The following is a 20,430-nucleotide window of genomic DNA, read 5'->3' as shown; positions in this document are numbered from 1 at the left end:
TCGGCCCCTACACTCACCAACGTGCCCCGCTGCAGGACGAGTTACTCGTGTCGCCGCGTTTTGAACGATCAAGGGGCCACGGAGAGCTGAGACCGCCGGAAGTGTCCCGGGCTTCCGGCGGTCGGTATCTGGAGGCGGCCTACCGCGGCCAGACGGCTTCCGTGACCGCGCCTCCGGCGACATCCGCCCTCAGTTGCACTGGCCCGTCGGGACGGACGTACAACTCGTAGCTGCCTTCTGGGACTTCGAAGAAGACGGCCGAGTGCACAACAGCTCCCGCAGGCGACGGCCTCGGCACCACCGCGACATGTGGCAGTGCGCCTTCATGCCCATGCCCGTGACCGTGGGTGTGGTACGCCGCATGACTGACCGCGACGGCCGGTTGCCCGGTCGGGCGGAGTTCGATCTCCTCGCCGTCGAGTTCCGCCGGCATCGTGATGACGAGCGCCCCGATGTCGCCGCCGATGTCGAGCAGGACCGACGATCCCTTACCCGCGTGCGGGTTCTCCTCGCCGGCCATCACACGGCCGGCGTTCCGGGCTTGGACTGGTACCCGCCCGCCGGCGTCCCGAGGTACGGGAACGCCGTGAGGTACGCCGAGTTCGTGTTCGACGTACCGTCCTGGATCGCGGAGGTCGCCGCGTCAGGCTTGAACGACGGATCGACCAACGGAATGGTCAAGCCGGCGACAGCCCGCAACTCCACGGTCACGACATCGTCGAAGACTCTCCGTCCGTTGGGGAACCCGGCCGCGTCGCCCGCCACCAGACCGAGCGGATCGGGCGACTTCGCCGGCGGGACCGCGACGTTGAGCCGGAGCAGATCGGACTGGACCGGACCTGTGTAGTTCTGGAATCCCGGAACGACGCCCTTCGGGATCCCGGTCAGCAGGATCGCCGCCAGATCCGCGCGAGGCTTCTTGTACGCCGCCAGGTGCGGGAAAACGCCCGGGTACAGCACCGGCAGCAACCCGGCCAGCTCGGGCTTCGTCACGTACTCGGCGAACCGCTTGTCGTCGTGCGGGGCTTGACTGTTCCACTTGTCCTTCTCGGCCATCGGCACGATGACCTCGTTGAACAAAGGGTTTCCGAGCCGCGACACCTGCTTGTGCGGACCGTTCCAGATCGCGATGCCCAGCACGTCGTCCAGGATCTTCGACGCCTGCCGGCTCGCCGACGCGTAGACCCCGATCACGGCCTTCGGGTCCATGACGTCAGTAGGCTTCCGGCCGTCGCGGGTCAGGTCCGCGATCGGGACCTGCAGCGCGATGGTGTGCACGTTCGATCCCTGCAGACCGTTGACTCCCATCGCGGCGGCCGACGGAATCAGGTGCGCCATCTGGAAGGGCCGCAGCGTCCCGAGGTCGAAGATGCTGCCGAGGTCGGCGAAGAACCCGTCGGCACGCTGGCCGGCGAAGACCTTGCGGTGCGTGCCGATGGTGTGGATTGCCTCACCCGCGAGCTTCGCGTAGTTCGGCGTACTGCGGATCCCCACGTTCACCGGCGGGGCGAGCAGGTTGCGTGCGAGGACCCGGGAGCGACCGTCCTCGACCCTGGTGACTGTGTAGTACTGCGGCCGGTTCCACGTCGTGTCCGTGATGGAACTGATCGGTCCGGTGTTGTACAGGAACGTCTTGTCGTTCCGGATCTTGGCGTGGAACCGGAACTGGTAGCTGATGTCGGCCCGGCCGGTACCGCTGTTGGAGATGTGGATCTGGTACAGGACGTCGTCACCGAACTCGTAGAAGTTCGGTCCCCCGTACGGGTTCTGGAACGGGATGAAGTTGGCGATCAGGGTCACCGTGTCCGGCTGGTCCGGGCTGACGAACGCGTAGACATCGGTGTTGTCCGCGACCGGGTCCTTCGAGATCTCCGGTGCTTCGCGATGCGAAGACATGACTGTTCCTCCAGTAGAGCTGAGTGAAATTGCTCGGATCAGGCGGTGGTCACGCCGGCCAGCCGCGCGGCCAGCTCGCGATCGGTGAGGACGACCTCGCGGTCCCCGACCAGGATCGCCATCTCCCCCTTGCGCACGTCCTTCACGTGAACGACGAACGACTCGGCACTCGCCAGGTCTGCCGCCCGCAGTTCGTCCCCACCCACGGCCCCGGCGGACCGCTCACCGAAGATCTTCGGCCCCGCCACGACGCCGACCGCCGCCGCGGTCCCCGCTCCGGCGAACACCAGGAAGCCCCGGCGTGTTGCGTCACTCATGTCTGTCCCTTCCCACGCGGAAGGCGCCGGCAACACCCGCCACCTGCGACCCTGTCGCAGATGATGTGATCTGGATCACATCAGCGCCCGACGGGTGTTCGCTGCCCACTCGCGGCCGGATGGGTCGAAATCCGGAAATCTTCGGCCTGTCACCCCTCCGATCCACAACCGTGCACGCATGTCCACGTGAGCCTGGTGAGTGTCGCGGGTGTTGTGCGACAGTTCGCTGGTGAAGGCCAAGGCTCCTGAGATCGTCGTTGTCGTCAACCCGACGAAGGTCGATCTCGATGAGGTACGTGAGGTACTCCAGGACGCGGCCGCTGCGGCAGGCGTCGACGCACCGATGCTGGTCGAGACGACCGAGGACGATCCCGGCTTCGGTCAGACGCGTGACGCGGTGCGCAACGGCGCCAGGCTGGTGTGCGCGCTCGGCGGGGACGGGACCGTCCGGGCGGTGGCGCAGGAACTCGTCGGCACCGGCGTCGCACTCGGTCTGCTACCAGGCGGCACCGGGAATCTGCTGGCGCGCAATCTCGGCCTCCCGATCGACTCCCTCGCCGCGGCGGCCGCCACGGCCTTCACCGGACGAGACCGCCAGATCGACGTCGGCTGGATGGTCGTCGATCCCGACGGCGAACAGCGCACCGGGAACGTGCAGGCCGGTGCTGACAACGTCCACTGCTTCGCCGTGATGGCCGGAGTCGGCTTCGACGCCGAAATCATGAACGACGCGCCGGACGGAGCAAAGGAGAAGGCCGGCTGGGCGGCGTACGTCGCCAGCGGCGGGAAACATCTGGCCGACGACCCGTTCGCGCTCGAGCTCGTCGTGGACGGGCGCGCCGCACCCGGCGGCCCGGCCCGCACCGTCGTGGTCGGAAACTGCGGCGAACTCACCGGCGGGATGGCGCTGTTGCCGGATGCCGAGCTCGACGACGCGCTGCTGGACGTGGCGACGGTCAGCGCCGAGAGCCTCACCGACTGGATCGGGGTGGCCTCACGGGTCCTGCTGGATCGAGGCGACGGACCGTCACTCCAACGCGACCGAGGTCGCGAACTCACCGTCCGGGTCGACCCGCCGCAGCTTTGCGAGGTCGACGGCGACGTACTGACCGAGGCGTCGGAACTGCGCTTCATGGTGCAGCCGGCCTGCCTTCTGGTCCGCGTCGAACGAGCCCGCGCCTGACCGTCGCGGTATGGCCGCCGCCGATATCCAGCTGCCAAACAACCGGAACGATTGACCGGGGGGGTCGATGCACCCCTGCCTGAACGTGAAACCAGAGCGTCAGGCGCTGGCGCCACGGGCGATTCGGTACAGCACGTTGGGACGCAGCGGCCCGTCGGGTTCGGTAGGGTCGTCGAAGTCGTCGGCCGGGTCTCGGGTCATGCCGATCCGGTGCATCACAGCTTGGGAGCGAAGGTTGCCGGCAGTCGTCACGGCGAGGATCTCGGGGAGTTCGAGCGTGTCGAAGCCGAAGGCCAAGCCGGCCCGGGCGGCCTCAGTGGCGTAACCGTGGCCCCAGGCCGAGCGGGCGAGCCGCTAGCCGATCTCCACGCCTGTGAACGGCAGGCCGTCATCCACCGGATCCAAGCCCGCGAACCCGATGAACTCGCCGGTGGCCTGCACCTGAACTGCCCACCATCCGTACCCGCGCTGGTCGAACTCGGCCTGGAACCGCGCGACAGAGGCATCGCTCTGTTCGCGGGTCAGCAGGTCGCCCAGGTGCTCCCGGACCTCGGGATCGGCATTCATGGCTCGAGGTCGGATTCTTGCCATCGACGGAGCACGAGGCGATCAGTACGCAGTTCAACCATGCTGCCCAGCCAACGTGAGTAGTGCGCTTGAGGCAATCCATTATCCGTCCGCGCGTAAGCATGCCGTACTACTCGCGGCACTCCCCCGCGCTGCCGGCGAGGTACGCCGGATCCTCGACGTACTCGAATCCACTGGACTCGCGGACAACACGATCGTCGTCTACACAGCGAATCAGGGGCTGGCGGTTTGGACTGAACCATGAGGCAGGTGGTCGATGGTCGTCCAGACAGCCTGATGGCCGGCGGGCTAGTGTGTTGGCAGTCCCCACTGGTTGAACTCGTGCCTCAGGCGTGCTGCGGCCTGGCGGCCAAGAACCATTCGTACGATGAACACGAAGTTTGCTCGCCAGGCATGGTGATGGCCCCTGCTACTCCCATCCTCCGCCGACCCGGGTTCGCGTAACTGCCCGTCTGGTCCGTGGTCCGGCGTCACAATGTGAGCCAGCTCGTGCAGGCAACCGTGCTCGCACAGGCGGGGAGACCGGCGATCGTCGCTGCCGATCGTCACCCTTCGCAGAGCAGCATCGGCGGAGCTTCGGCCTCGTCCCGCTACCACTGCGACGGGTTCGCTGCGTCCGGAGAACGCGTCTGCGAACCAACCGCTTCTCTGGAGCGTGTGGATGTACGACGCACAGGCCGCGACCTGAACCGTCCCCTCAGCGCGACCGAGAACCTCGCGCCCCAGGTCACCGACAGGCAAGCCGGCAGCCAACTGCGCGTCGTACGCCGCTTGTTGCAGGTCGATCGCATGCTCCCGTCCGGCGGGTTGTATTTCCTGGTGGGTAAGGCCATTTGAGCTCCGCCGAGGTCTCGCCGAGGAGGCGGGCTCGAGAAGTCCTCAAATGTCTTAGGTTAGATCCTGTGCCTAACGAACGACTGCGAGCAGCGATGGTGGAGCAAGGCCTGACCCATCATGCACTCGCAGAGGAGCTGGAAGTCAACGTCAAGTCCTCGAGCGATGGGTCACGGGCGATATCGTCCCGTTCCCCCGCAACCGGCATCGCCTGACGATGCGACTCGGCCGGGACGAGTCGTACCTCTGGCCGGACGCCCTGATGCGAGACTGCGCCGCGGCGCTGTCCGAGAGCGAACTCGTCCGCGTCTATCCACACCGCGCCGACGCTCCGGCTGACGAGTGGCGTCAACTGTTCGAGTCCGCCAGCGCCGAGATCGGCATCCTCGTTCTACGCCGGCTTGTTCCCTGGCCGAGGCCAGCGGTCTTCAGCGAATGCTCCGGAAGAAGGCTAAAGCGGGCGCCCGCGACGATCGGTTGTTCGTCAACACCCACGTGTACGGCCTACCAGCAGCGCAGGCGCCGCCGTGGCACTCCGTAAGATCTCCGGCGGTGAACTTGCGCAGCACTATCTGCAGAGCTTCGAACGCGTGTGGGACGACGCGACCCCGATGACGGAGACGTGATGGCCCGGCGAATCGACTACTACGACGATCCTGGCGCGCCGGCCGCGAACAGTATGGTCCCGTCGGTGAACGTCGTGATCGAGAACGAGGCGGGCGAGATCCTGATGATCGAACGCTCCGACAACGGCAACTGGGCGCTTCCCGGTGGGGCGATCGACCTCGGCGAATCGATGTCGCAAGCCGGCGTACGCGAAACCAAGGAAGAGACCGGCATCGACTGCGAGATCCTCGACGTCCTCGGCATCTACACCTGGATCCCACCATCCGAACTCAACGACCTCCAGATGAACTCGACCATGCGCCGCCGCATCGACCACTACCTCGAGCCCGGCGCAACGTTCTACTTCGACTAACTGGACGCGGACCGACCAGGGGGAGGCGCTGCCATGGCGTTACAACGGTGGGTCCTGTCTGCTACCTCTGGTCTCGATTAGCCGGGCAGTACCTCGATGGGAATGCCGTCCGCCTGAAGCAGGACCCGTGCGCCCAGCGGCGTGGAGAGGCTGGCGATGACCAGCCGTCCGACTGCGGCCAGGGGAATCACCTCTACACCCGGATGCGGCGCATGATCGATCACGAGCAGTACGGCGGTGCGGGACTCGAGTACGGCGGACACCCGGACGTCGGTATAGGCCGGCGGCGAACCGGTCACCATCGCCCTGATCGTTCGTTCGCCATCGACCAGTACAGCGGGCGGAAGGTGACGCAACCCGCCGCGATACGAGGAATCAAGGCCAGGCGGCCACCACGTGGTTGCCTCCACCCGCGGGTCCAGCGCGAGCATCGCCGGGTATCCCCTCCCCTCGAGCTTCGGATTAGGTGCATGCCCTGGCCGGAACATTGTTCCCTTGAACTCGACGCGGTACGCCGGAAGCGGCCGGTGCCCGCGATCCGTGCGGAACTCCGGGTACACGCGCCGAACCGACCGCACCTGGACAGGATCGGACTGCTGCTGCTCCGGATACGCCGGCTGCAGGGCCTCCAGCAGCCACGACGGCATGTCGACGTCCGACACCACCGGCGCATTCCGCAAGACAACGGTCTTGTCCTCAACCGTCGGGCCCCCGCCCGGGCCGATCGCGAACCCCATCAACACGATCGGCCGCGGCTGCCGGTCAACCGGGAACCCGTCCCACAACGCAAGCGCCTCATCGGGCCGCACCGTCCTCACCGCTCAAGAGTCCCACCAGCAGGCCGTACACAGCACCAAGGCTGCGCGTTTGATGACCCGATCTGACTACGAGCTGGGCTAAGCAGAAAGCCGTTGCTGAACGTCGACGACGGCCGAGCGCAGCGCGGGGCTTGAACGGACGACCGAGCGGTGCACCACGTGCCCGCGCGGATATCGAGTCAGGATCTCCCCGAGGCGTTCCTCCACACTCACCGGGCGCCCGTTCACGTCCGCGGTCAAGTCGCAGTACGTCAGCGCGTGCAGCAGACCCGGCTCAGGTACTGCGAACTCCCGTCCGAGTGCGTCGATGCCCCGCTCGTCCGCCTCGACCGCGGCTCCCGAGTGGTGTGCGACGAGCTGGCACACCACAGCGTCGGCGCCGACCACATCGCGCAGGTGCATGTAGCCAGCCACCTCGATGAGTTCGGACCGATCGCCGAGGATGGGCGCCAGAGTCCGAGCGCGGCCGGCTACACCCTGAGTGTGCGCCCAGCGCCGGGGCAGCTCGTCAGCTAGCACCCGGCAGGCCAGCGACTTCGCTTCCGCAACAGTCATCATCTGCCAGACAGCGCGACGCGCACCGCAGCTTTGTCAGGTCATAGCCCATGCCCAGACGGCTACGAAGCTCACGACGTACGAGAGGACGTCAGGGTGTCGCGTCAACGTGCCGCAGACACGTCCGACCGCGTCGTGCAGGTCGGAATGGTCCGCCAGCACGCGACCAACTTCCACCTGGAAGCCGGGATGCTCGGGCCGATCTACTACGCGAAGGCGAGCTGCCTGTAGCGACTGGCCAACCCGGGCGGCTGGTTCGTCTCCAGGGCGCTGTCCGGCGGCGGCCCGGTGATGGACTTCGGCGTACATATGATCGACCTCGCGTGGTACCCGAGGTGGTCACCGTCAGCGCCAACACCTACGACCGGTTGGGCGCCCGGAACGACATCTGGGGCCAAGACCGCTACCGCGCTGCGGATGCGGGTGCCGGTGGCAACGATGTCGAGGACCTGGCGAACGCGCTGATCAGGTTCAGCAACGGTGCTTCGCTGGCCGTCGACGTGTCGTATTCGCCGCACGCGACGGCGGACTCGTTGGGGGTCGCGATCTACGGAGAGAAGGTCGGCACCGATCTGGAACCGCTCCGGGTAGCCACCGCACCTGGCGGACGGCTTCGCCAACCAGGCCACGTCGTTCCTCGCCGCCTGCCGAGGCGAAACCGAGTCCGTGGTACCCGCGGGAGGATCCTGGACCTGATCTGCCACTCGGCGGCGAACGGCTGGGAGATCGCCGCCGAGTGACGAGTCAGAGCAGATCCGCTATTTGGCCGGATAGGCCGCGTCGACCTCGACTTCGACGAGCCAGCCGGTGACCGGGAGGTTCTCGATTTCGAGGGCGAAGCGGGACGGGCGGGATTTGTTGACCACAAAGGGCTTGGCGGGCGCCGCCGTACCCAGCGGGACGGGGACATAGGCGCCGGTGGTCAGGTCGGTGTTGGCGAAGTACTGGCGGTACGCGCGGTTCCAGCCGGCGAAGTCGGCGGTGGCGGCGCCGGCCGGGTTCTGGAGGAAGACGCGCATCGTGTAGACGTCGGTGTACGAGAGTCCGGCCGCGGCCAGGTTCTCGCCGATCCGCCGGAGGACGTTGATTCCTTGGGCCTCGGTGATCGTGACGCCGGCCGGCAGCGCGCCGCCCGGGAAGACGGCGGTGTCGATGTACGACGCCTCGCTGCCGGCCGGCGCGCCGGTGTTGAAATCCGACGGCCCGATGCCGCTCGTCTTGTAGACCGGCGTGTTGGCGCCGATGCCGACACCGGTGGCGATCATCGGGTTGGACTGGCCGGCCGGGAGTGCCGGCACGACCGTGCCCGGCTTCGGCGGCTTCGGCTTGTCCCACCATCCGGCGGCCGTCGCGGTGCCTGCCCCGAAGGACAGGACGAGCGCGACGGCCCCGGCGATCAGGCGCGTCCTCATCGGCCCGCCGCCACTCGGCTGTGCAGCGCGGTCACCGTCGCGCGAGCGGACGTGATCGCGCCGTGCTGCCAGGCGATCACGTGGGACAGGTGGTCACCGGCGAAGTAGATGTTGCCGGTGGCATCGAGCAGCCGCGCGTAGATTCCGTCGGTCTGCGACGGCCAGCTGACCCAGGACGCCTCGGAGTACTTCGTGCCCATCCAGTTGACCGAGAACGAGGCTTTGACGTCCTTGGTGTAGACGTCACCGTGCATCTTCGCACCCTGCGACAACGCGCGCGCCAACCGGGCCGGCGGCGTCAGCGCGCCGTACGTGTTCGCGTTCGTTCCGGTGTTGTAGTAGCCGATCAGGGTGCCGCGTTCGCCATGGAAGTTGTACGACGGGTACCAGGTGTTGACGGTGTCGAGCGAGCTGTTGGTGATGCCGCCGTAGATCTTGTGGTCCTCCTCCCACCAGCGGCGCCCGTACTCGATGCCGATCTTGCCCGCGTTCGTCGGACGTGCGTACCGCAACGCCTCGGTGATCGGCGCCGGCAAGTTGGACGGGACCTTCGCGGCCAGGTGCGGTGGCAGCGTGCAGATCGCGTAGTCCGCAGTGAGTACGCGGGTCCGCGAGCCGCTCGTGTAGGTGATCTCCACACCGGACGCCGTGTTGCGCAGACCGGTCACCTCGGCGCCGTACCGGATCTTGTCCTTGCCGATCGCGTTCTCGAACGCGTACGGGATCCGGTCCATCCCGCCGACCGGCTGGAACATCATCATCGCCTGGTCCCAGCCGAACTCGAACGAGAAGTAGTTGCCGACACCGCTGGCGAACACGTCGCTCAGCGCGTACGGCGCGGCCGTCGTACCGGCCTCCAACCCCGCACCCGGCTCGACCGTGTAACCGCGACGACCATCGCTGCCGGTGTAGGCGAAGCCGGACGCCTTGTTCCCGATCGAGCCGAAACCGCCGAGGAAGCCGATCAGCGCCTCCTTGTCGGCGGCCGTCAGCAGCGCGTCGAGGGCACCCTGATCGGTGGCGGTCGCCAGCAGCTCGGCGACGTACCCGTAGACGTCCGCCTTGGCGGTGCGATGCCGGATCGGCTTGTTCGACAGGGCGGTGGAGCCTTCGCGGTACAGGTAGGCGTCGGCGTTCTGGTTGACGAACGGCTCGATCGCGACCCCCAGCTCGCGGCAGTACTCGAGCGTCACGTGATGCTGCGGCAGCCGCCCCGGACCCGCGTTCATGTACTGACCCGGCGAGAACGCCGCGCGCTGCGTGTTGCCGGCGAGATCGGTCTCCACGGTGCCGCCGCGCACCGTCCAGTTGCGGCCACCGGGACGGTTCCTGGCCTCCAGCAGCGTGACCTTGTACCCGGCCTTCAGCAGTTCGTACGCCGATGTCAGCCCGGCAATGCCCGCGCCGAGGATGACGACGTGCTTGTTCCGGCCGTTCAGCTCCACCCGCGCCGGGGCGGCGTACGCGGGAGTGTCGGCCACGCTCGTGAGGCCGAGCGCCGACATCGTCGAGTACAGGACACCCGCCCCACCGGTAATACCGACCTGCTGCAGGAACTGCCGTCTGGTCTGCGCCATACCTTACTCCTCACTGGGCAACGGATAGCTGACCAGAAAAGTAAGGACATGATGTTTTCATCGTGTGTCAGGACCGTAAAGACCAGACGCTCGTACCGGCAGGTATGTTACGCACCGACGATTCATCCCGTCACCCCGGCACCGTCCGCGACCAGCACCGGCTCCCGCGCACGGCCTCGCCGCCGGCATCCTGACACCGGCCCCTAGGCTGCATCCAGTCCCGGTAGCGCGGTCAGCCGGAGAACTTCTCCGTCCAGCCGGTGGCGAAATTGCCGTAGGCAACCAGATCCGCGGCCGATCCGTCTCGTGCATTGCGGTCGTGGTACAGGTACGCGGACCCGGCCGGCGTGACGCCGATCAGGATGCGCCCGGACGCGGCACCGTTGACGTAGCAGTCCTCGGTCTGCAGCGACTTGAAGACGTTCCAGCCCGAGGTCTTCAGATCACGGCGCGTCCACTTGGACGGAGTGTCGAGCGGGATCGTGTACTCCATCAGACGACCGTCGGAGCTGGTCGCGAGGAACACGTCGGCCTTCCGCGACGTACCCGGGATGGTCACGGTCCGGTCGTAGTCGAGGGTCTTCACACCCAGCCAGCCCGACGAACCGATCGTCGCCCGGGAGTGCGGAGCCGTGGTGTCGCCGTACACGTAGCGGTAGAAGCCACCGTTGTCCGCGAGGCCGTACAGGTAGTTCCCGCCCGCCGTACCAGAGGGGCTGAAGTTCAGCGACCGGATACTCCCCCACCCCGAAGCCACCGCCTTCGCCGAGACCTGGACATCGTTGTAGCTCGTCTGACCAACCGCCAGAACGCGGTACAGGTACCCGTTCGTATAGTTGGCCAAGTAGTGGTCGTTGACGTACGGCGCACCGCCCGCGCCCGGCTCGTTCACCAGTGCCCTCGGTACGAACGTCATCCGGCCAGGGTTGTAACCGACCGTCGACAGCGTCGCCTTGCCGGCGTTCGTGTAGTACTCACGCCGGACGATCTGCTTGCCCGGGCTGATCCCCAGCGTCCGCAGCGTGCAGACCGCCCCGGGAACCCCCACCACAGCACTCGCCGGTGTTGCCACGGTCAACAACCCCGCCGCCACGCCGGCCGCCCCGGCAACCGATACCAGCTTCCTCATCGCACGCATGATCCCCGCTCTCAAAACTGCCCGCCGGCCGGCAGGCACCCAGAGTCTGACAAGGCCCCCGGATCTTCCCGGGATCATGAAGGCAACCGCTACATCGTGGGCAGGTCGTTGCCCGGCGGCAGACCAGGCCGTCAGAGCCACCCCCGGGCACCGGCCGCCATGCCGGCTTGGAAGCGGGTGCTTGCGCCGAGCTCGGTCATCAATCGCTGCACCCGCCGTTGTGTGGTGCGCTGGCTCAGCCCGAGCGACCGCGCGATCCGTTCGTCGGTCTGACCCGCCGCGAGCAGCGGCAGCAGATCGGCGGCGTACGGCGGGATCGGGTCGCCGTCCGGCATCGTCTCCGGCCCGGCCCGGGTGATCGGGACGGCACGCTCCCATTCGGCCTCGAAGAGCGCGAGGAGGGCGTCCAGCAGTGCGCAGGGGTGGACGACGTACGCGGCGTCGGCCGTGCCGTGGGCCGAGGAGATCGGGATGACCGCGACGCGACGGTCGCCCAGGAACAGCTTCATCGGCAGTTCCTCACGAACCCTGGCCTGCTCGCCACGGGTGACCGCCGGAAGGATGTCGCCCTCGAGGCGGCCGGGGATCGCGACGGCGTCCCGGTCGTAGATCACCCGGTAGCGAACGCCGTCCCGGAGACGTTGTTCCTCCGACGGGAGGTTCTCGCCGGGCGGTTTGAGGTACGGCGCCCGGTCGAACCCCAGGATCTCTTCGCGGGCCTCGTGCTGAACCCGCCGCACTCGGGCGTGGATGTTCTCCGTACCGGTGACGACCTCGATCAGCTCGGCCGGATGCGCCACCCGGGTCGCGTCGCGGTACAACGTCGTCAGCCGCTCCAGCTCGGACCGCGCCGCCCGGACGTCGCGCTCGCGATCGTCGACGAGCGGCTCGATCACGACGTTGGGGGCACTCGCGGTGTACCGCGCCGGCTGGCCCGGTACCCGGTGCGCAAGGCCCGCCGAACACAGCCGCGACAGCGCGGCGCCGACGTGGCCGGCTCCGAGGCCGGCGCGCTCGACGAGCTCACCGCTCGTACTGCGCGGATGCGCGACCAGCAGTTCGTAGACCGACCCGTCCTCGATGCCGATCGCGTCCAACGGAGACACGTGGCGCTTATACGCCACCTGGCGACTATTCGTCATCTGGCTATCTTGCGTCAAATGAGGCGCAGATGACAGGTTCTCCAGCACACGCCACGGGCGCACCGCATCCCTCGCACCGCCATTGAAAGGGACATCATGGCTCGTACCCCTGCCCCACCCCGGCCCGGCCGGGCCTGGCCGCGGACCGCCGTCGCGGCCGGCATCGCCGTCACCACAGCGACAATCCTGGTTGCCGGATCGATCAGCGCCGCGGCCGACGCCACACCGACGCCGGCCGCGTCCGATCCGGCCCCCGCCGCGGTTGTCCGCACCCTTCCCCTGGGCGATGGCAGCACTGTGACCGAGTCCGCGGACGGCACCGCGCGCCACCTCGCCGCCAACGGCAAGGTGCTGGCGACGCGTTCCCTGCCCGCGGCCGCGCACACGGCGCTCGGCACTGAGCGTTCGCTGACCGACACTGCGCTGCGCGAGGTGTTCTCCGTGCAGAGTCCGGCCTCCGACCCCGGCTCGGTCATCGCCGTCCTCGGCTCCCCCGTATCCGGGCGTGGCGCTCGGATTCAGGCGGGCAAGCCCAAGCTGACCGCCGCGCTGCGGGCTGTTCGGGCCGGCACGGCGCGCGCGATGCTCAAGGGTGGTCGAGCCGCGGCAGTTTCCTCCGATTCGCCGCTCGCGTCCGCGGTCGTCATCGACGTACCGAAAGGCACCAGTGCCACGGCTGCCGCGACCCTCCGGAAGGCGGGCGCTTCGTACGCCGAACCGAACGCTTTCGTCACCGGGATGTCGACAGGCGGAGAGCCGTTGGCAGCAGGTACCGGCTCGCCGGCCACCGCGAGTACGCCGGCCACGTCGGCCGCGAGCGCGCCCGGGCTGCCGTCGAACTTCGGCCTGACCAGCTCGCTGCAGAGCTTCCTCAACGCCGGTGGGGTCAACGCGATGGGCGCCTACCGGCTGATCAAGGACCGCTGGGGCCAGCTCCCCGGTGCGGGCCAGACGATCACCAACGTCTCCATCGGCGACCTCACCGACGCCTCGATGACGGATCCGTACGTCAAGCAGTACGGCCCGACCACCGTCGTCAAGGACGGCCAGCGCTACCTCGACCTCCCGGCGATGCCGCTCATCCCGACGTACACCGCCGGCCCCGACGGCACACTCGACCCATTGGGCTCGACGCGGAACCAGGACCCGGGTCTGGGCGAGGTGCTGCTGGACTTCGGCGTGATGGCACCGCTGCCGCACGACCAGCAGCGGTCCGAGGCACTCGGGACGGGCGCCACCGACCTGCTCGGCATCGCTCCGGGCGCCGACTACCGGCTCGTCGTGCCGCAGACACCGACGATCGACCAGGTCACCGTCGCACTGCTCGCAGCGGCTCAGCAGACCCCGCGGCCGACAGTCATCACCGCGAGCCTGGGCTTTGGCACGGACAGCTTCGGCTTCCCCGGCCGTTACCTCGAAGACGATCCGGTGATCCAGTCGGTGGTTCGTACGATCGTCTCGAAGTACAACATCGTCGTCTGTATCTCGAGCAACGACGGAACCCGGCTCTACACCCCTGCCGCGATCGGACCGGACGGCGGCAGTACCCCGACCGATCTGGCCTCGTCGGCCGCGGATGCCACGTCGATCGGCGACGACCAACTGTCGACGACCCCGTCGCGGGTCCTGGACAGCGGCGCGATCGCGGTCGGTGGCACCACGCTCGACGACACGCTGACCGTGTCCCCACGGTCGGCCGACCCCGCGGCGGGCGTCGCGACGTACGCCACGACACGGTTCAACGGATCCGGCGCGTTCTCCTCCGGGTTCGGGCAACGGATCAATGTCTCGGCGCCCAGCGACGGCATCGTCGTCTACTCGCACCGGCTTGGTGGTGATGCGCACGCGGTCGTTCCGACGCTCAGCGGCGGTACTTCAGCGTCCGCTCCAGAGGTCGCCGCAGCAGCCGCTGTCCTCCTGCAGACCGTGAAGCTGGCCGGACAGACCATGACGCCCGCCCAGGTCCGAGACCGGCTGATCGCGACCGGCAGGCCAGTTGCGACCCCCGAGCAGAACGACCGCCCCCTCCAGGTCGGCAATCAGCTCGACCTCACCGCGGCCGTGGAATCGGTGACCCCCGCCGGCAAGCCGGAGATCGTCCGCGTCTCGGTCGCGCACCGGGTCGCGAACGGCAGACTCGGCGCCAGGTTCACCGAGGACACCGACCAGCAGCTGATCGATCTCTCCGGCGCCCACCCCACCGGCCCGACGCTGCCCGGCGGCGGCAACGGGATGGGACTCATCGGCCCCGTCACCATCGCCGCCGACGTCCTCGGCATGTCGAAGCGCAAGAACGTCACCTACCGGCTGACCATCAACGGGCACGACCACATGTCGGACACGCCGTCGATCCGGCTGCTGCCGTCGGTCATGCTCGCCGACGCCGGGCTGCCAGTCGCCGCCACGGGCAACCGCACGCTCGACTACACGTTCACCGTCCTGTCGGGCGACAAGGCTGTCGTGTCGACGACACGCTCCCTGACCTTCGGCCCGACCGACGGCACCTTCACCGAAGCCCCGGCCCCGGTGGTCGCACCCGTCGTCAAGGCGGGCCACGACGTCGAGGTGACGTACGACCTGCGCGGCGTACGAGCCACAGCGCTCAAGGACCCCGCACTTCTCGTATCGCATGTCGGCCACTGGAACCCGGTGCTCAGCCCGCTCTTCAGCCCTGCCTACCGAGTACCACTCACCAGCGACCACGGAATCGTCACCATCCCGGCATCGGCCTTCACCGGAGGCGGCGTCTACGGCATCGGCTATGCCCAGAAGTCCACCGACGGTTCGCCGACCAGCTCTGACGTGTACGGCGACTTCGCCTCGGTCCGAGTCGACGGAGCAGGCATCGCCGGCCGTCCGCAAGCGCCGACCCTGAGCGCCACCGACACGCCAGCGGGTCATCTGCTCGTCGCCACCGACGCCGCCCCGGACTTCACCGTCGGGTACGACGTCAGCACGGTCGCCGGCGCCACCGGCGCAGTCGTCGAGATCGCCGCGCCGGCACCGAACCTCTTCAACTCGATCAACACCTTCATCAACCACAACGGAACCCAGCGCGACGCCGACGGCGTCGACACCGGTTCGGTCGTCTACCAGCCGGTCTCAGGGACAACGGGTACGGCGGATCTGTCCGTCAAGACGCTCAAGCTCGTCGGATCGAACCTCTACAGCCTCCGTGTCCTGGCAACCGGACCTACCGGAAACGTGCTCGGTCAGGCCTCCGCCAGCTCGATGCTCGTCTACCAGAACGGCCCAGCACCCGACGACTCCTACGTCGACGCGTTCGCCGCGACCGGCAACGGACCATCCGTCGTCGTCACCCGCGACGCCAACTGGGCAATGAGCCTGCGCTCCTACCAGACCAACACCGGTACCTATGGCCCGATCCTCGCCACGGACACCGACCCGTCCCACCAGTACGACGTCATCGGGGTCGACACCGACGCCGACCGTGCCGTCGTCATCGGCCGATCCGACAACGCGGACACCGTCCAGACGTACGCACCGAGCGCCGGCACCCACCTCGCCACGGTCGAACTGCCGGGCAGATTCGTCGCGGGCCGAGTCGATCACCGACGCCATCGCGCAGCACTCCTGCTGCACGCCCCGACCGGAGCCGACCTGGTCGTCTCCGTCGACCTCACCGACGGCTCCATCGGACAACCGATCAACGCCGACGCCGGACGATCCATCGCCGGGCAGCTCCAGCTCCTCACCGTCGACGAGTCGACCGGCACGGTCTACGCCTCCACCGTCTCCGGGCGCCTGATCTGCTTCACCGGATCCGGCTATCTGTCCACCATCGACCTCGACGCCGCGACCGCCTCGGTCCGATCGACACCCAGGTGCGTCAACGCCCTGACCGACAACGACAACGGCGCCCTCGGCCAACTCGGATACCGGTCGGTGAGCGTCAACTTCGCCGGCGACGCCACCATCCAGCAGACCGACCTCGCCACGTCGACGGCCAAGCCGGCGACGGCGATCCGCAAACAGTTCCCGCTGGCGATGGCCGTCGACGGACCGAACAACCTCGCGATCGTCGCCTTCGGCTCGCCCGTTGGACGGCAGCACTACGGCGGAAACATCCAGGAGGACAACAACGCCACCAGCCAACTCGTCGTCGTCGACCTCACCAGCGGCACGGTGATCAACACCATCGGCGGCTTCGACTTCACCAACCTGCACCTGCTGGACACCATGTCGTCCCTTGCCGGCGAAGGCATCCAACTCGACCCGACAACCCGAACAGGCTGGACCTACGCCGGAGACGGCAGCCAGATCCAGACCTTCCACTACTGATCACCCTCGTCCGTACGGCGGTCCCACCGAGGACCGCCGTACGGTGCAGGACGCCCTGAGCTGGCCCAGGACTGCTCTGAGGTTGTCCTGTATTCGCTTGTGGGTAAGGCTATTTGAGTTCCGCCGAGGTTTTGCCGAGGAGGCGGCGGGCGACGATCAACTGCTGGATTTGTTGGGTTCCCTCGAAGATGTCGAGGATTTTGCTGTCGCGGGACCACTTTTCCAGGAGGTGGTGTTCGGAGTAGCCGAGGGTGTTGGTGAGGGCTACGCAGCGGAGGGTTATGTCGTTGGCGGTCCGGCCGGCTTTGGCTTTGGCCATGGAGGCTTGGAGGGAGTTGGGTTGGGAGTTGTCGGCCATCCAGGCGGCCTGGAGGGTGAGGAGGTAGGCGGCTTCCCAGTCGGCTTCCATGGCCAGGTAGGTCGCGGCCGCGTGGGACTGGCGGGCGGCGGGGCGGTCGTAGTCGACGTGTACGCCGGCCTCGGCGAGGAGGTCGCGGGTGAGTTCGAGGGCGGCGCGGGCGCAGCCTACGGCCATCGCGGCGACCAGGGGGCGGGTGTTGTCGAAGGTCTGCATGACGCCGGCGAAACCCTTGTCGATGTCGGCGGTGCCGAGCAGGTTGGCGGCGGGGACGCGGCAGTTGTCGAAGCGGATCGTGGCGGTGTCGGAGGCGCGGATGCCGAGCTTGTGTTCGAGGCGTTCGACGGTCATGCCGGGCGTGTCCTTCATGACCACGAACGACTTGATCGCGGCCCGGCCGAGGGACTTGTCCAGGGTGGCCCAGACGACGACCGCGTCGCAGCGGCCGCCGGCGGTGACGAAGATCTTCTCGCCGTCCAACACGTACGCGTCGCCGTCCAGGCGGGCGGTGGTACGGATGCTGGCAGAGTCCGATCCGCAGTCAGGTTCGGTGATCGCCATCGCCGCCCAGACGCCGTCGAAGCGTTTCAGCTGTTCGTCGGACGCGACCGACGCGATCGCCGAATTCCCGAGGCCCTGGCGGGGCATCGACAGCAGCAGTCCGACGTCGCCCCAGCACATCTCCATGATCGACAGCACCGACGACAGGTTCGACCCGTTCACCACCCCGTCCTCCGACGCGGCGGTACGCCGTACTCCGCCCGCACCCGCGCCGGAACCGGTGCCTGAGGCCCCCAGTCCGTCGACCATCGCGGCCAGCATGTCCAGCTCGACCGGGTACTCGTGCTCGGCCAGGTCGTAGCGCCGCGAGTTCGGCCGCAGCATCTCGGCCGCGACCTGGTGCGCCTGGTTGACGAACGCCTTGAACTTGCGAGGAGTCTCGAGGTTGATCATCAGACCAGCACCGCGCCTTCCATGATGCCGATGGCCCGCAGGTCGCGGTACCAGCGTTCGACCGGATGCTCCTTCACGAACCCGTGCCCGCCGAGCAGCTGTACGCCGTCGGTCCCGATCTGCATGCCCTTCTCCGCACACAGGTGCCGCGCCAGCGCCACCTCCCGGTCGAACGAAAGCCCTTGCGTCGCACGCGATCCGGCCCGGTACGTCACCAGCTTCATGCCCTCGAGCTCGATCCCGATGTTCGCCACCATGAACGCGACCGACTGCCGATGACTGATCGGCTCACCGAAAGCCTCACGCTCGTTCACGTACGGCGTCACGTAGTCCAGCACGGCCCGCGCCGTACCCAAGGCCAACGCGCACCACCCGAGCCGCGACAACCGCACGCACTCGCGATAGTCGTCTGAGGTCCCGAGCGGCACCGCCGGTACGTCGGTCAGGATCACCCGCGACAGCGACGCCGCCCGGAGCCCCATCGACGGCTCGGCCTCGATCGTCACGCCCGGGTGGTCCGGCTCGACCACGAACAGCCGCGGCCCCGCGTCGGTCTGCGCGCCGATCACGAACAGCTCCGCCTCGGCGGCCCGCGGTACCAGCGACTTCACGCCGTTCAGCAGCCCGCCGGTGTACCGCGTCCGCAGCTCGAACGGGTCGAACAGCGCCCGCGGTTCGAGCAGCGCCAGCGCGGCCGGCGGTACGGAGGAGCCGGTGAAGGACGGCAGGTACGTCGCCTGCTGCGTCTCGTCGCCCCACAGCGAGATCGCCGTACTGACCGCGGACGGCGCCAGGCACGCGACAGCCTGGCCCAGGTCGCCGTGCGCGAGCGCCTCGGCCACGAGTACGCCGGTCATCGTGGAGCGCTCGGTGACGATCCCGCCGAGCTCCTCTGGTACCTCGATCAGGCTCAGCCCGAGCTCGGCGGACGCGTCGAGGATCTTCGCGTCCGTCGTACACGCCGTGTCGGCCGCGGCGGCGGCGGGCCGCAGTACGTCGGCGGCGAACTCGCGGACCACCTCGACCATCAGCTGCTGATCCTCGGTCGGCGTCAGGTCGAACCGCCCGGTCCCGCGCGCCGCGGGCAGCCGCGCCGGGGACGCCGCCTTGGATGCCGCGGTGAACCGGCGGGACAACGCGCCGGCCGTCCGGAATCCGGTCTTGGTGGCCTCGAACACCGCCCGCTCGGCCGGTTTCCGCAGCCCCAGCCGATCGATCGCCCGCCATCGGGCCAGCCGGTTCAGCAGCGCGACACCGACCCCGATCGCGTCCCGCCGGGTCCTTTCCTGAACGCTCATGCCGCTACTGTAAACCGAAGTTACAACTCAGGTCACGCCTCGCCGGTGGGATAACCTGACGCAATGGCGGTCAGCATGTCCGACGTGGCGCGGCACGCGGGCGTCTCGCAGCGCACCGTCTCGAACGTGGTGAACAACTACGTCCACGTCTCCCCCGCCACCCGTGCGCGCGTCCAGGCGAGCCTGGACGCGCTCGGGTACCGCCCGAACACCGCCGCCCGCCGGCTCCGCACCGGCCGCACCGGCACCGTGACGCTGGCCGTGCCGAGCTTCCGCGAGCGGTACTTCGCCGACCTCGCCGAGGCGGTCGTCGGCGCCGCCCGGGACCGCGGTACGACGGTCCTCGTCGAGACCACCGGCGGCGACCGGGACACCGAGCTCGAGCTGCTCCGCGGTGGCGGCGACGTCCTCACCGACGGTGTGATCATGAGCGCGGTCTCGCTCGGCCGGGACGACCAGCGCGGCGCGCATCCGGTCGTCCTGATCGGCGACCGCGAGCCCGGCAGCACGATCGACCACGTCGGCATCAAGAACCGTGAGGCGGCCCAGGCCGCGGTCACACACCTGCTCGGCACCGGCCGCCGGCGGATCCTCCTGCTCGGCGCGAACCGCGGGCCGAAGAGGTCGTACCAACTGCGCCGTCAGGGGTACCAGGCCGCACTCAAGAAGCACGGTACGGCGCTCGAGCCCGAGCTGCTCGTCGCGTGCGACTGGACGACCACCGCGGCGGCCGCGGCCATCGCCCGTACCTTCGAGACCCTCCGGCCGGACGGGATCTTCGCGATGAACGACTCGGCCGCGCTCGGCGTACTGCAGGCGCTGCACCGCCGCGGGGTCGACGTACCGAAGGACGTGTCGGTGATCGGGTTCGACGACATCGTCGAGTCGAGCCTGTCGACGCCGACGCTGAGCACGGTCGCGCCGCTGCTCGGCGACATCGCGGCGAGCGCGCTGGATCTGCTCGCGGAGCAGGTCGACGAGCAACACGTCCCGCAGCACCGGATGGCCGGGTACGAACTCCGGATCCGGGAGAGCTCGACCCGCTGACGAACCAGCCGTGACCGACCTCTTGTGGCCTG

Annotated in this window: 18 protein-coding genes and 1 pseudogene; 7 read left to right on the top strand and 12 right to left on the bottom strand. The window is 68.2% G+C overall.

Translation table 11 applies throughout. The features are described from left to right. Window positions 1–139 precede the first annotated feature (139 nt). From ACFV9C_RS33315 to ACFV9C_RS33305, 3 genes are read right to left on the bottom strand one after another with little or no spacing between them, the layout of a single operon-like run. Window positions 140–520 (bottom strand): hypothetical protein, encoded by a 381-nt coding sequence (locus ACFV9C_RS33315; protein WP_380199755.1) that lies wholly within the window; start codon window positions 518–520, stop codon window positions 140–142. Further along, the gene (locus ACFV9C_RS33310; RefSeq protein WP_380199753.1) at window positions 520–1,896 is read right to left on the bottom strand and encodes a DUF4331 domain-containing protein; all 1,377 of its coding nucleotides are present in this window, start codon (window positions 1,894–1,896) and stop codon (window positions 520–522) included. The genes ACFV9C_RS33315 and ACFV9C_RS33310 overlap by 1 nt, the downstream gene beginning before the upstream one ends. A 38-nt stretch (window positions 1,897–1,934) precedes the next feature. Further along, complete coding sequence (locus tag ACFV9C_RS33305; protein WP_380199751.1) at window positions 1,935–2,213, bottom strand: twin-arginine translocation signal domain-containing protein; 279 nt, start codon at window positions 2,211–2,213, stop codon at window positions 1,935–1,937. A 229-nt stretch (window positions 2,214–2,442) separates the two neighbouring features. Here ACFV9C_RS33305 and ACFV9C_RS33300 point away from each other — a divergent pair, with 229 nt between their 5' ends. Beyond that, the gene (locus ACFV9C_RS33300; RefSeq protein ID WP_380199749.1) at window positions 2,443–3,396 is read left to right on the top strand and encodes a diacylglycerol/lipid kinase family protein; all 954 of its coding nucleotides are present in this window, start codon (window positions 2,443–2,445) and stop codon (window positions 3,394–3,396) included. A 99-nt stretch (window positions 3,397–3,495) separates the two neighbouring features. Here ACFV9C_RS33300 and ACFV9C_RS33295 read toward each other — a convergent pair. After that, window positions 3,496–3,963 (bottom strand): annotated as a pseudogene (locus tag ACFV9C_RS33295) (GNAT family N-acetyltransferase). Between the two features lie 498 nt (window positions 3,964–4,461). On the opposite strand from ACFV9C_RS33295, the gene ACFV9C_RS33290 reads away from it, so the two are divergent. Together ACFV9C_RS33290 and ACFV9C_RS33285 are read left to right on the top strand one after the other, a co-directional pair. Then, window positions 4,462–4,821, top strand: coding sequence for a hypothetical protein (locus ACFV9C_RS33290; protein WP_380199747.1), 360 nt, complete (start codon window positions 4,462–4,464; stop codon window positions 4,819–4,821). A 622-nt stretch (window positions 4,822–5,443) separates the two neighbouring features. Continuing rightward, window positions 5,444–5,797 (top strand): NUDIX domain-containing protein, encoded by a 354-nt coding sequence (locus ACFV9C_RS33285; RefSeq protein ID WP_380199745.1) that lies wholly within the window; start codon window positions 5,444–5,446, stop codon window positions 5,795–5,797. Window positions 5,798–5,874: 77 nt separating this feature from the next. On the opposite strand, the gene ACFV9C_RS33280 is transcribed toward ACFV9C_RS33285, so the two are convergent. Both ACFV9C_RS33280 and ACFV9C_RS33275 read right to left on the bottom strand, forming a co-directional pair. Continuing rightward, window positions 5,875–6,615: a hypothetical protein gene (locus tag ACFV9C_RS33280; RefSeq protein WP_380199743.1), complete on the bottom strand. Its 741-nt coding sequence runs from the start codon at window positions 6,613–6,615 to the stop codon at window positions 5,875–5,877. 78 nt (window positions 6,616–6,693) lie between these two features. Then, window positions 6,694–7,170 carry a hypothetical protein gene (locus ACFV9C_RS33275; protein WP_380199741.1) on the bottom strand — a complete coding sequence of 159 codons (477 nt, stop codon included), beginning with the start codon at window positions 7,168–7,170 and terminating at the stop codon, window positions 6,694–6,696. A 96-nt stretch (window positions 7,171–7,266) separates the two neighbouring features. Here ACFV9C_RS33275 and ACFV9C_RS33270 point away from each other — a divergent pair, with 96 nt between their 5' ends. Beyond that, window positions 7,267–7,401, top strand: coding sequence for a hypothetical protein (locus tag ACFV9C_RS33270; protein WP_380199739.1), 135 nt, complete (start codon window positions 7,267–7,269; stop codon window positions 7,399–7,401). 92 nt (window positions 7,402–7,493) lie between these two features. Continuing rightward, the gene (locus ACFV9C_RS33265; RefSeq protein WP_380199737.1) at window positions 7,494–7,910 is read left to right on the top strand and encodes a hypothetical protein; all 417 of its coding nucleotides are present in this window, start codon (window positions 7,494–7,496) and stop codon (window positions 7,908–7,910) included. An 18-nt stretch (window positions 7,911–7,928) separates the two neighbouring features. On the opposite strand, the gene ACFV9C_RS33260 is transcribed toward ACFV9C_RS33265, so the two are convergent. From ACFV9C_RS33260 to ACFV9C_RS33245, 4 genes are all read right to left on the bottom strand, one after another. After that, on the bottom strand, window positions 7,929–8,582 hold the full coding sequence (locus ACFV9C_RS33260) for a Rid family hydrolase (protein ID WP_380199735.1): 654 nt from the start codon (window positions 8,580–8,582) through the stop codon (window positions 7,929–7,931). After that, a complete protein-coding gene (locus ACFV9C_RS33255; protein WP_380199733.1) occupies window positions 8,579–10,159 on the bottom strand; it encodes a flavin monoamine oxidase family protein in 1,581 nt (526 codons plus the stop codon). The genes ACFV9C_RS33260 and ACFV9C_RS33255 overlap by 4 nt, the downstream gene beginning before the upstream one ends. Before the next feature lie 232 nt (window positions 10,160–10,391). Beyond that, the gene (locus ACFV9C_RS33250) at window positions 10,392–11,288 is read right to left on the bottom strand and encodes a hypothetical protein (protein WP_380199731.1); all 897 of its coding nucleotides are present in this window, start codon (window positions 11,286–11,288) and stop codon (window positions 10,392–10,394) included. A 140-nt stretch (window positions 11,289–11,428) separates the two neighbouring features. After that, window positions 11,429–12,403, bottom strand: coding sequence for a helix-turn-helix domain-containing protein (locus ACFV9C_RS33245; protein WP_380199729.1), 975 nt, complete (start codon window positions 12,401–12,403; stop codon window positions 11,429–11,431). Between the two features lie 132 nt (window positions 12,404–12,535). Between ACFV9C_RS33245 and ACFV9C_RS33240 the strand changes: the two genes are divergently transcribed. Then, window positions 12,536–16,741, top strand: coding sequence for a S8 family serine peptidase (locus ACFV9C_RS33240; protein WP_380199727.1), 4,206 nt, complete (start codon window positions 12,536–12,538; stop codon window positions 16,739–16,741). A 109-nt stretch (window positions 16,742–16,850) separates the two neighbouring features. Here ACFV9C_RS33240 and ACFV9C_RS33235 read toward each other — a convergent pair whose 3' ends face one another. Beyond that, window positions 16,851–18,053, bottom strand: coding sequence for an acyl-CoA dehydrogenase family protein (locus ACFV9C_RS33235; RefSeq protein WP_380199725.1), 1,203 nt, complete (start codon window positions 18,051–18,053; stop codon window positions 16,851–16,853). Next, window positions 18,053–19,351: an acyl-CoA dehydrogenase family protein gene (locus ACFV9C_RS33230; protein WP_380199723.1), complete on the bottom strand. Its 1,299-nt coding sequence runs from the start codon at window positions 19,349–19,351 to the stop codon at window positions 18,053–18,055. Before ACFV9C_RS33230 ends, ACFV9C_RS33235 begins: the two co-directional genes overlap by 1 nt. A 63-nt stretch (window positions 19,352–19,414) precedes the next feature. On the opposite strand from ACFV9C_RS33230, the gene ACFV9C_RS33225 reads away from it, so the two are divergent. Beyond that, complete coding sequence (locus tag ACFV9C_RS33225) at window positions 19,415–20,398, top strand: LacI family DNA-binding transcriptional regulator (RefSeq protein ID WP_380199721.1); 984 nt, start codon at window positions 19,415–19,417, stop codon at window positions 20,396–20,398. The last annotated feature ends 32 nt before the right edge of the window (window positions 20,399–20,430 follow it).

The organism is Kribbella sp. NPDC059898 (assembly GCF_042730855.1).
Taxonomy (GTDB): domain Bacteria; phylum Actinomycetota; class Actinomycetes; order Propionibacteriales; family Kribbellaceae; genus Kribbella.
This window is presented reverse-complemented; position numbering and strand designations above follow the sequence as displayed.

Excerpts from the sequence above, each read along its gene's own strand:
- ACFV9C_RS33315 (WP_380199755.1), bottom strand. The coding sequence starts at position 520 with ATGGCCGGCGAGGAGAACCCGCACGCGGGTAAGGGATCGTCGGTCCTG.
- ACFV9C_RS33310 (WP_380199753.1), bottom strand. The coding sequence starts at position 1,896 with ATGTCTTCGCATCGCGAAGCACCGGAGATCTCGAAGGACCCGGTCGCG.
- ACFV9C_RS33305 (WP_380199751.1), bottom strand. The coding sequence starts at position 2,213 with ATGAGTGACGCAACACGCCGGGGCTTCCTGGTGTTCGCCGGAGCGGGG.
- ACFV9C_RS33285 (WP_380199745.1), top strand. The coding sequence starts at position 5,444 with ATGGCCCGGCGAATCGACTACTACGACGATCCTGGCGCGCCGGCCGCG.
- ACFV9C_RS33275 (WP_380199741.1), bottom strand. The coding sequence starts at position 7,170 with ATGACTGTTGCGGAAGCGAAGTCGCTGGCCTGCCGGGTGCTAGCTGAC.
- ACFV9C_RS33260 (WP_380199735.1), bottom strand. The coding sequence starts at position 8,582 with ATGAGGACGCGCCTGATCGCCGGGGCCGTCGCGCTCGTCCTGTCCTTC.
- ACFV9C_RS33255 (WP_380199733.1), bottom strand. The coding sequence starts at position 10,159 with ATGGCGCAGACCAGACGGCAGTTCCTGCAGCAGGTCGGTATTACCGGT.
- ACFV9C_RS33250 (WP_380199731.1), bottom strand. The coding sequence starts at position 11,288 with ATGAGGAAGCTGGTATCGGTTGCCGGGGCGGCCGGCGTGGCGGCGGGG.
- ACFV9C_RS33240 (WP_380199727.1), top strand. The coding sequence starts at position 12,536 with ATGGCTCGTACCCCTGCCCCACCCCGGCCCGGCCGGGCCTGGCCGCGG.
- ACFV9C_RS33235 (WP_380199725.1), bottom strand. The coding sequence starts at position 18,053 with ATGATCAACCTCGAGACTCCTCGCAAGTTCAAGGCGTTCGTCAACCAG.
- ACFV9C_RS33230 (WP_380199723.1), bottom strand. The coding sequence starts at position 19,351 with ATGAGCGTTCAGGAAAGGACCCGGCGGGACGCGATCGGGGTCGGTGTC.
- ACFV9C_RS33225 (WP_380199721.1), top strand. The coding sequence starts at position 19,415 with ATGGCGGTCAGCATGTCCGACGTGGCGCGGCACGCGGGCGTCTCGCAG.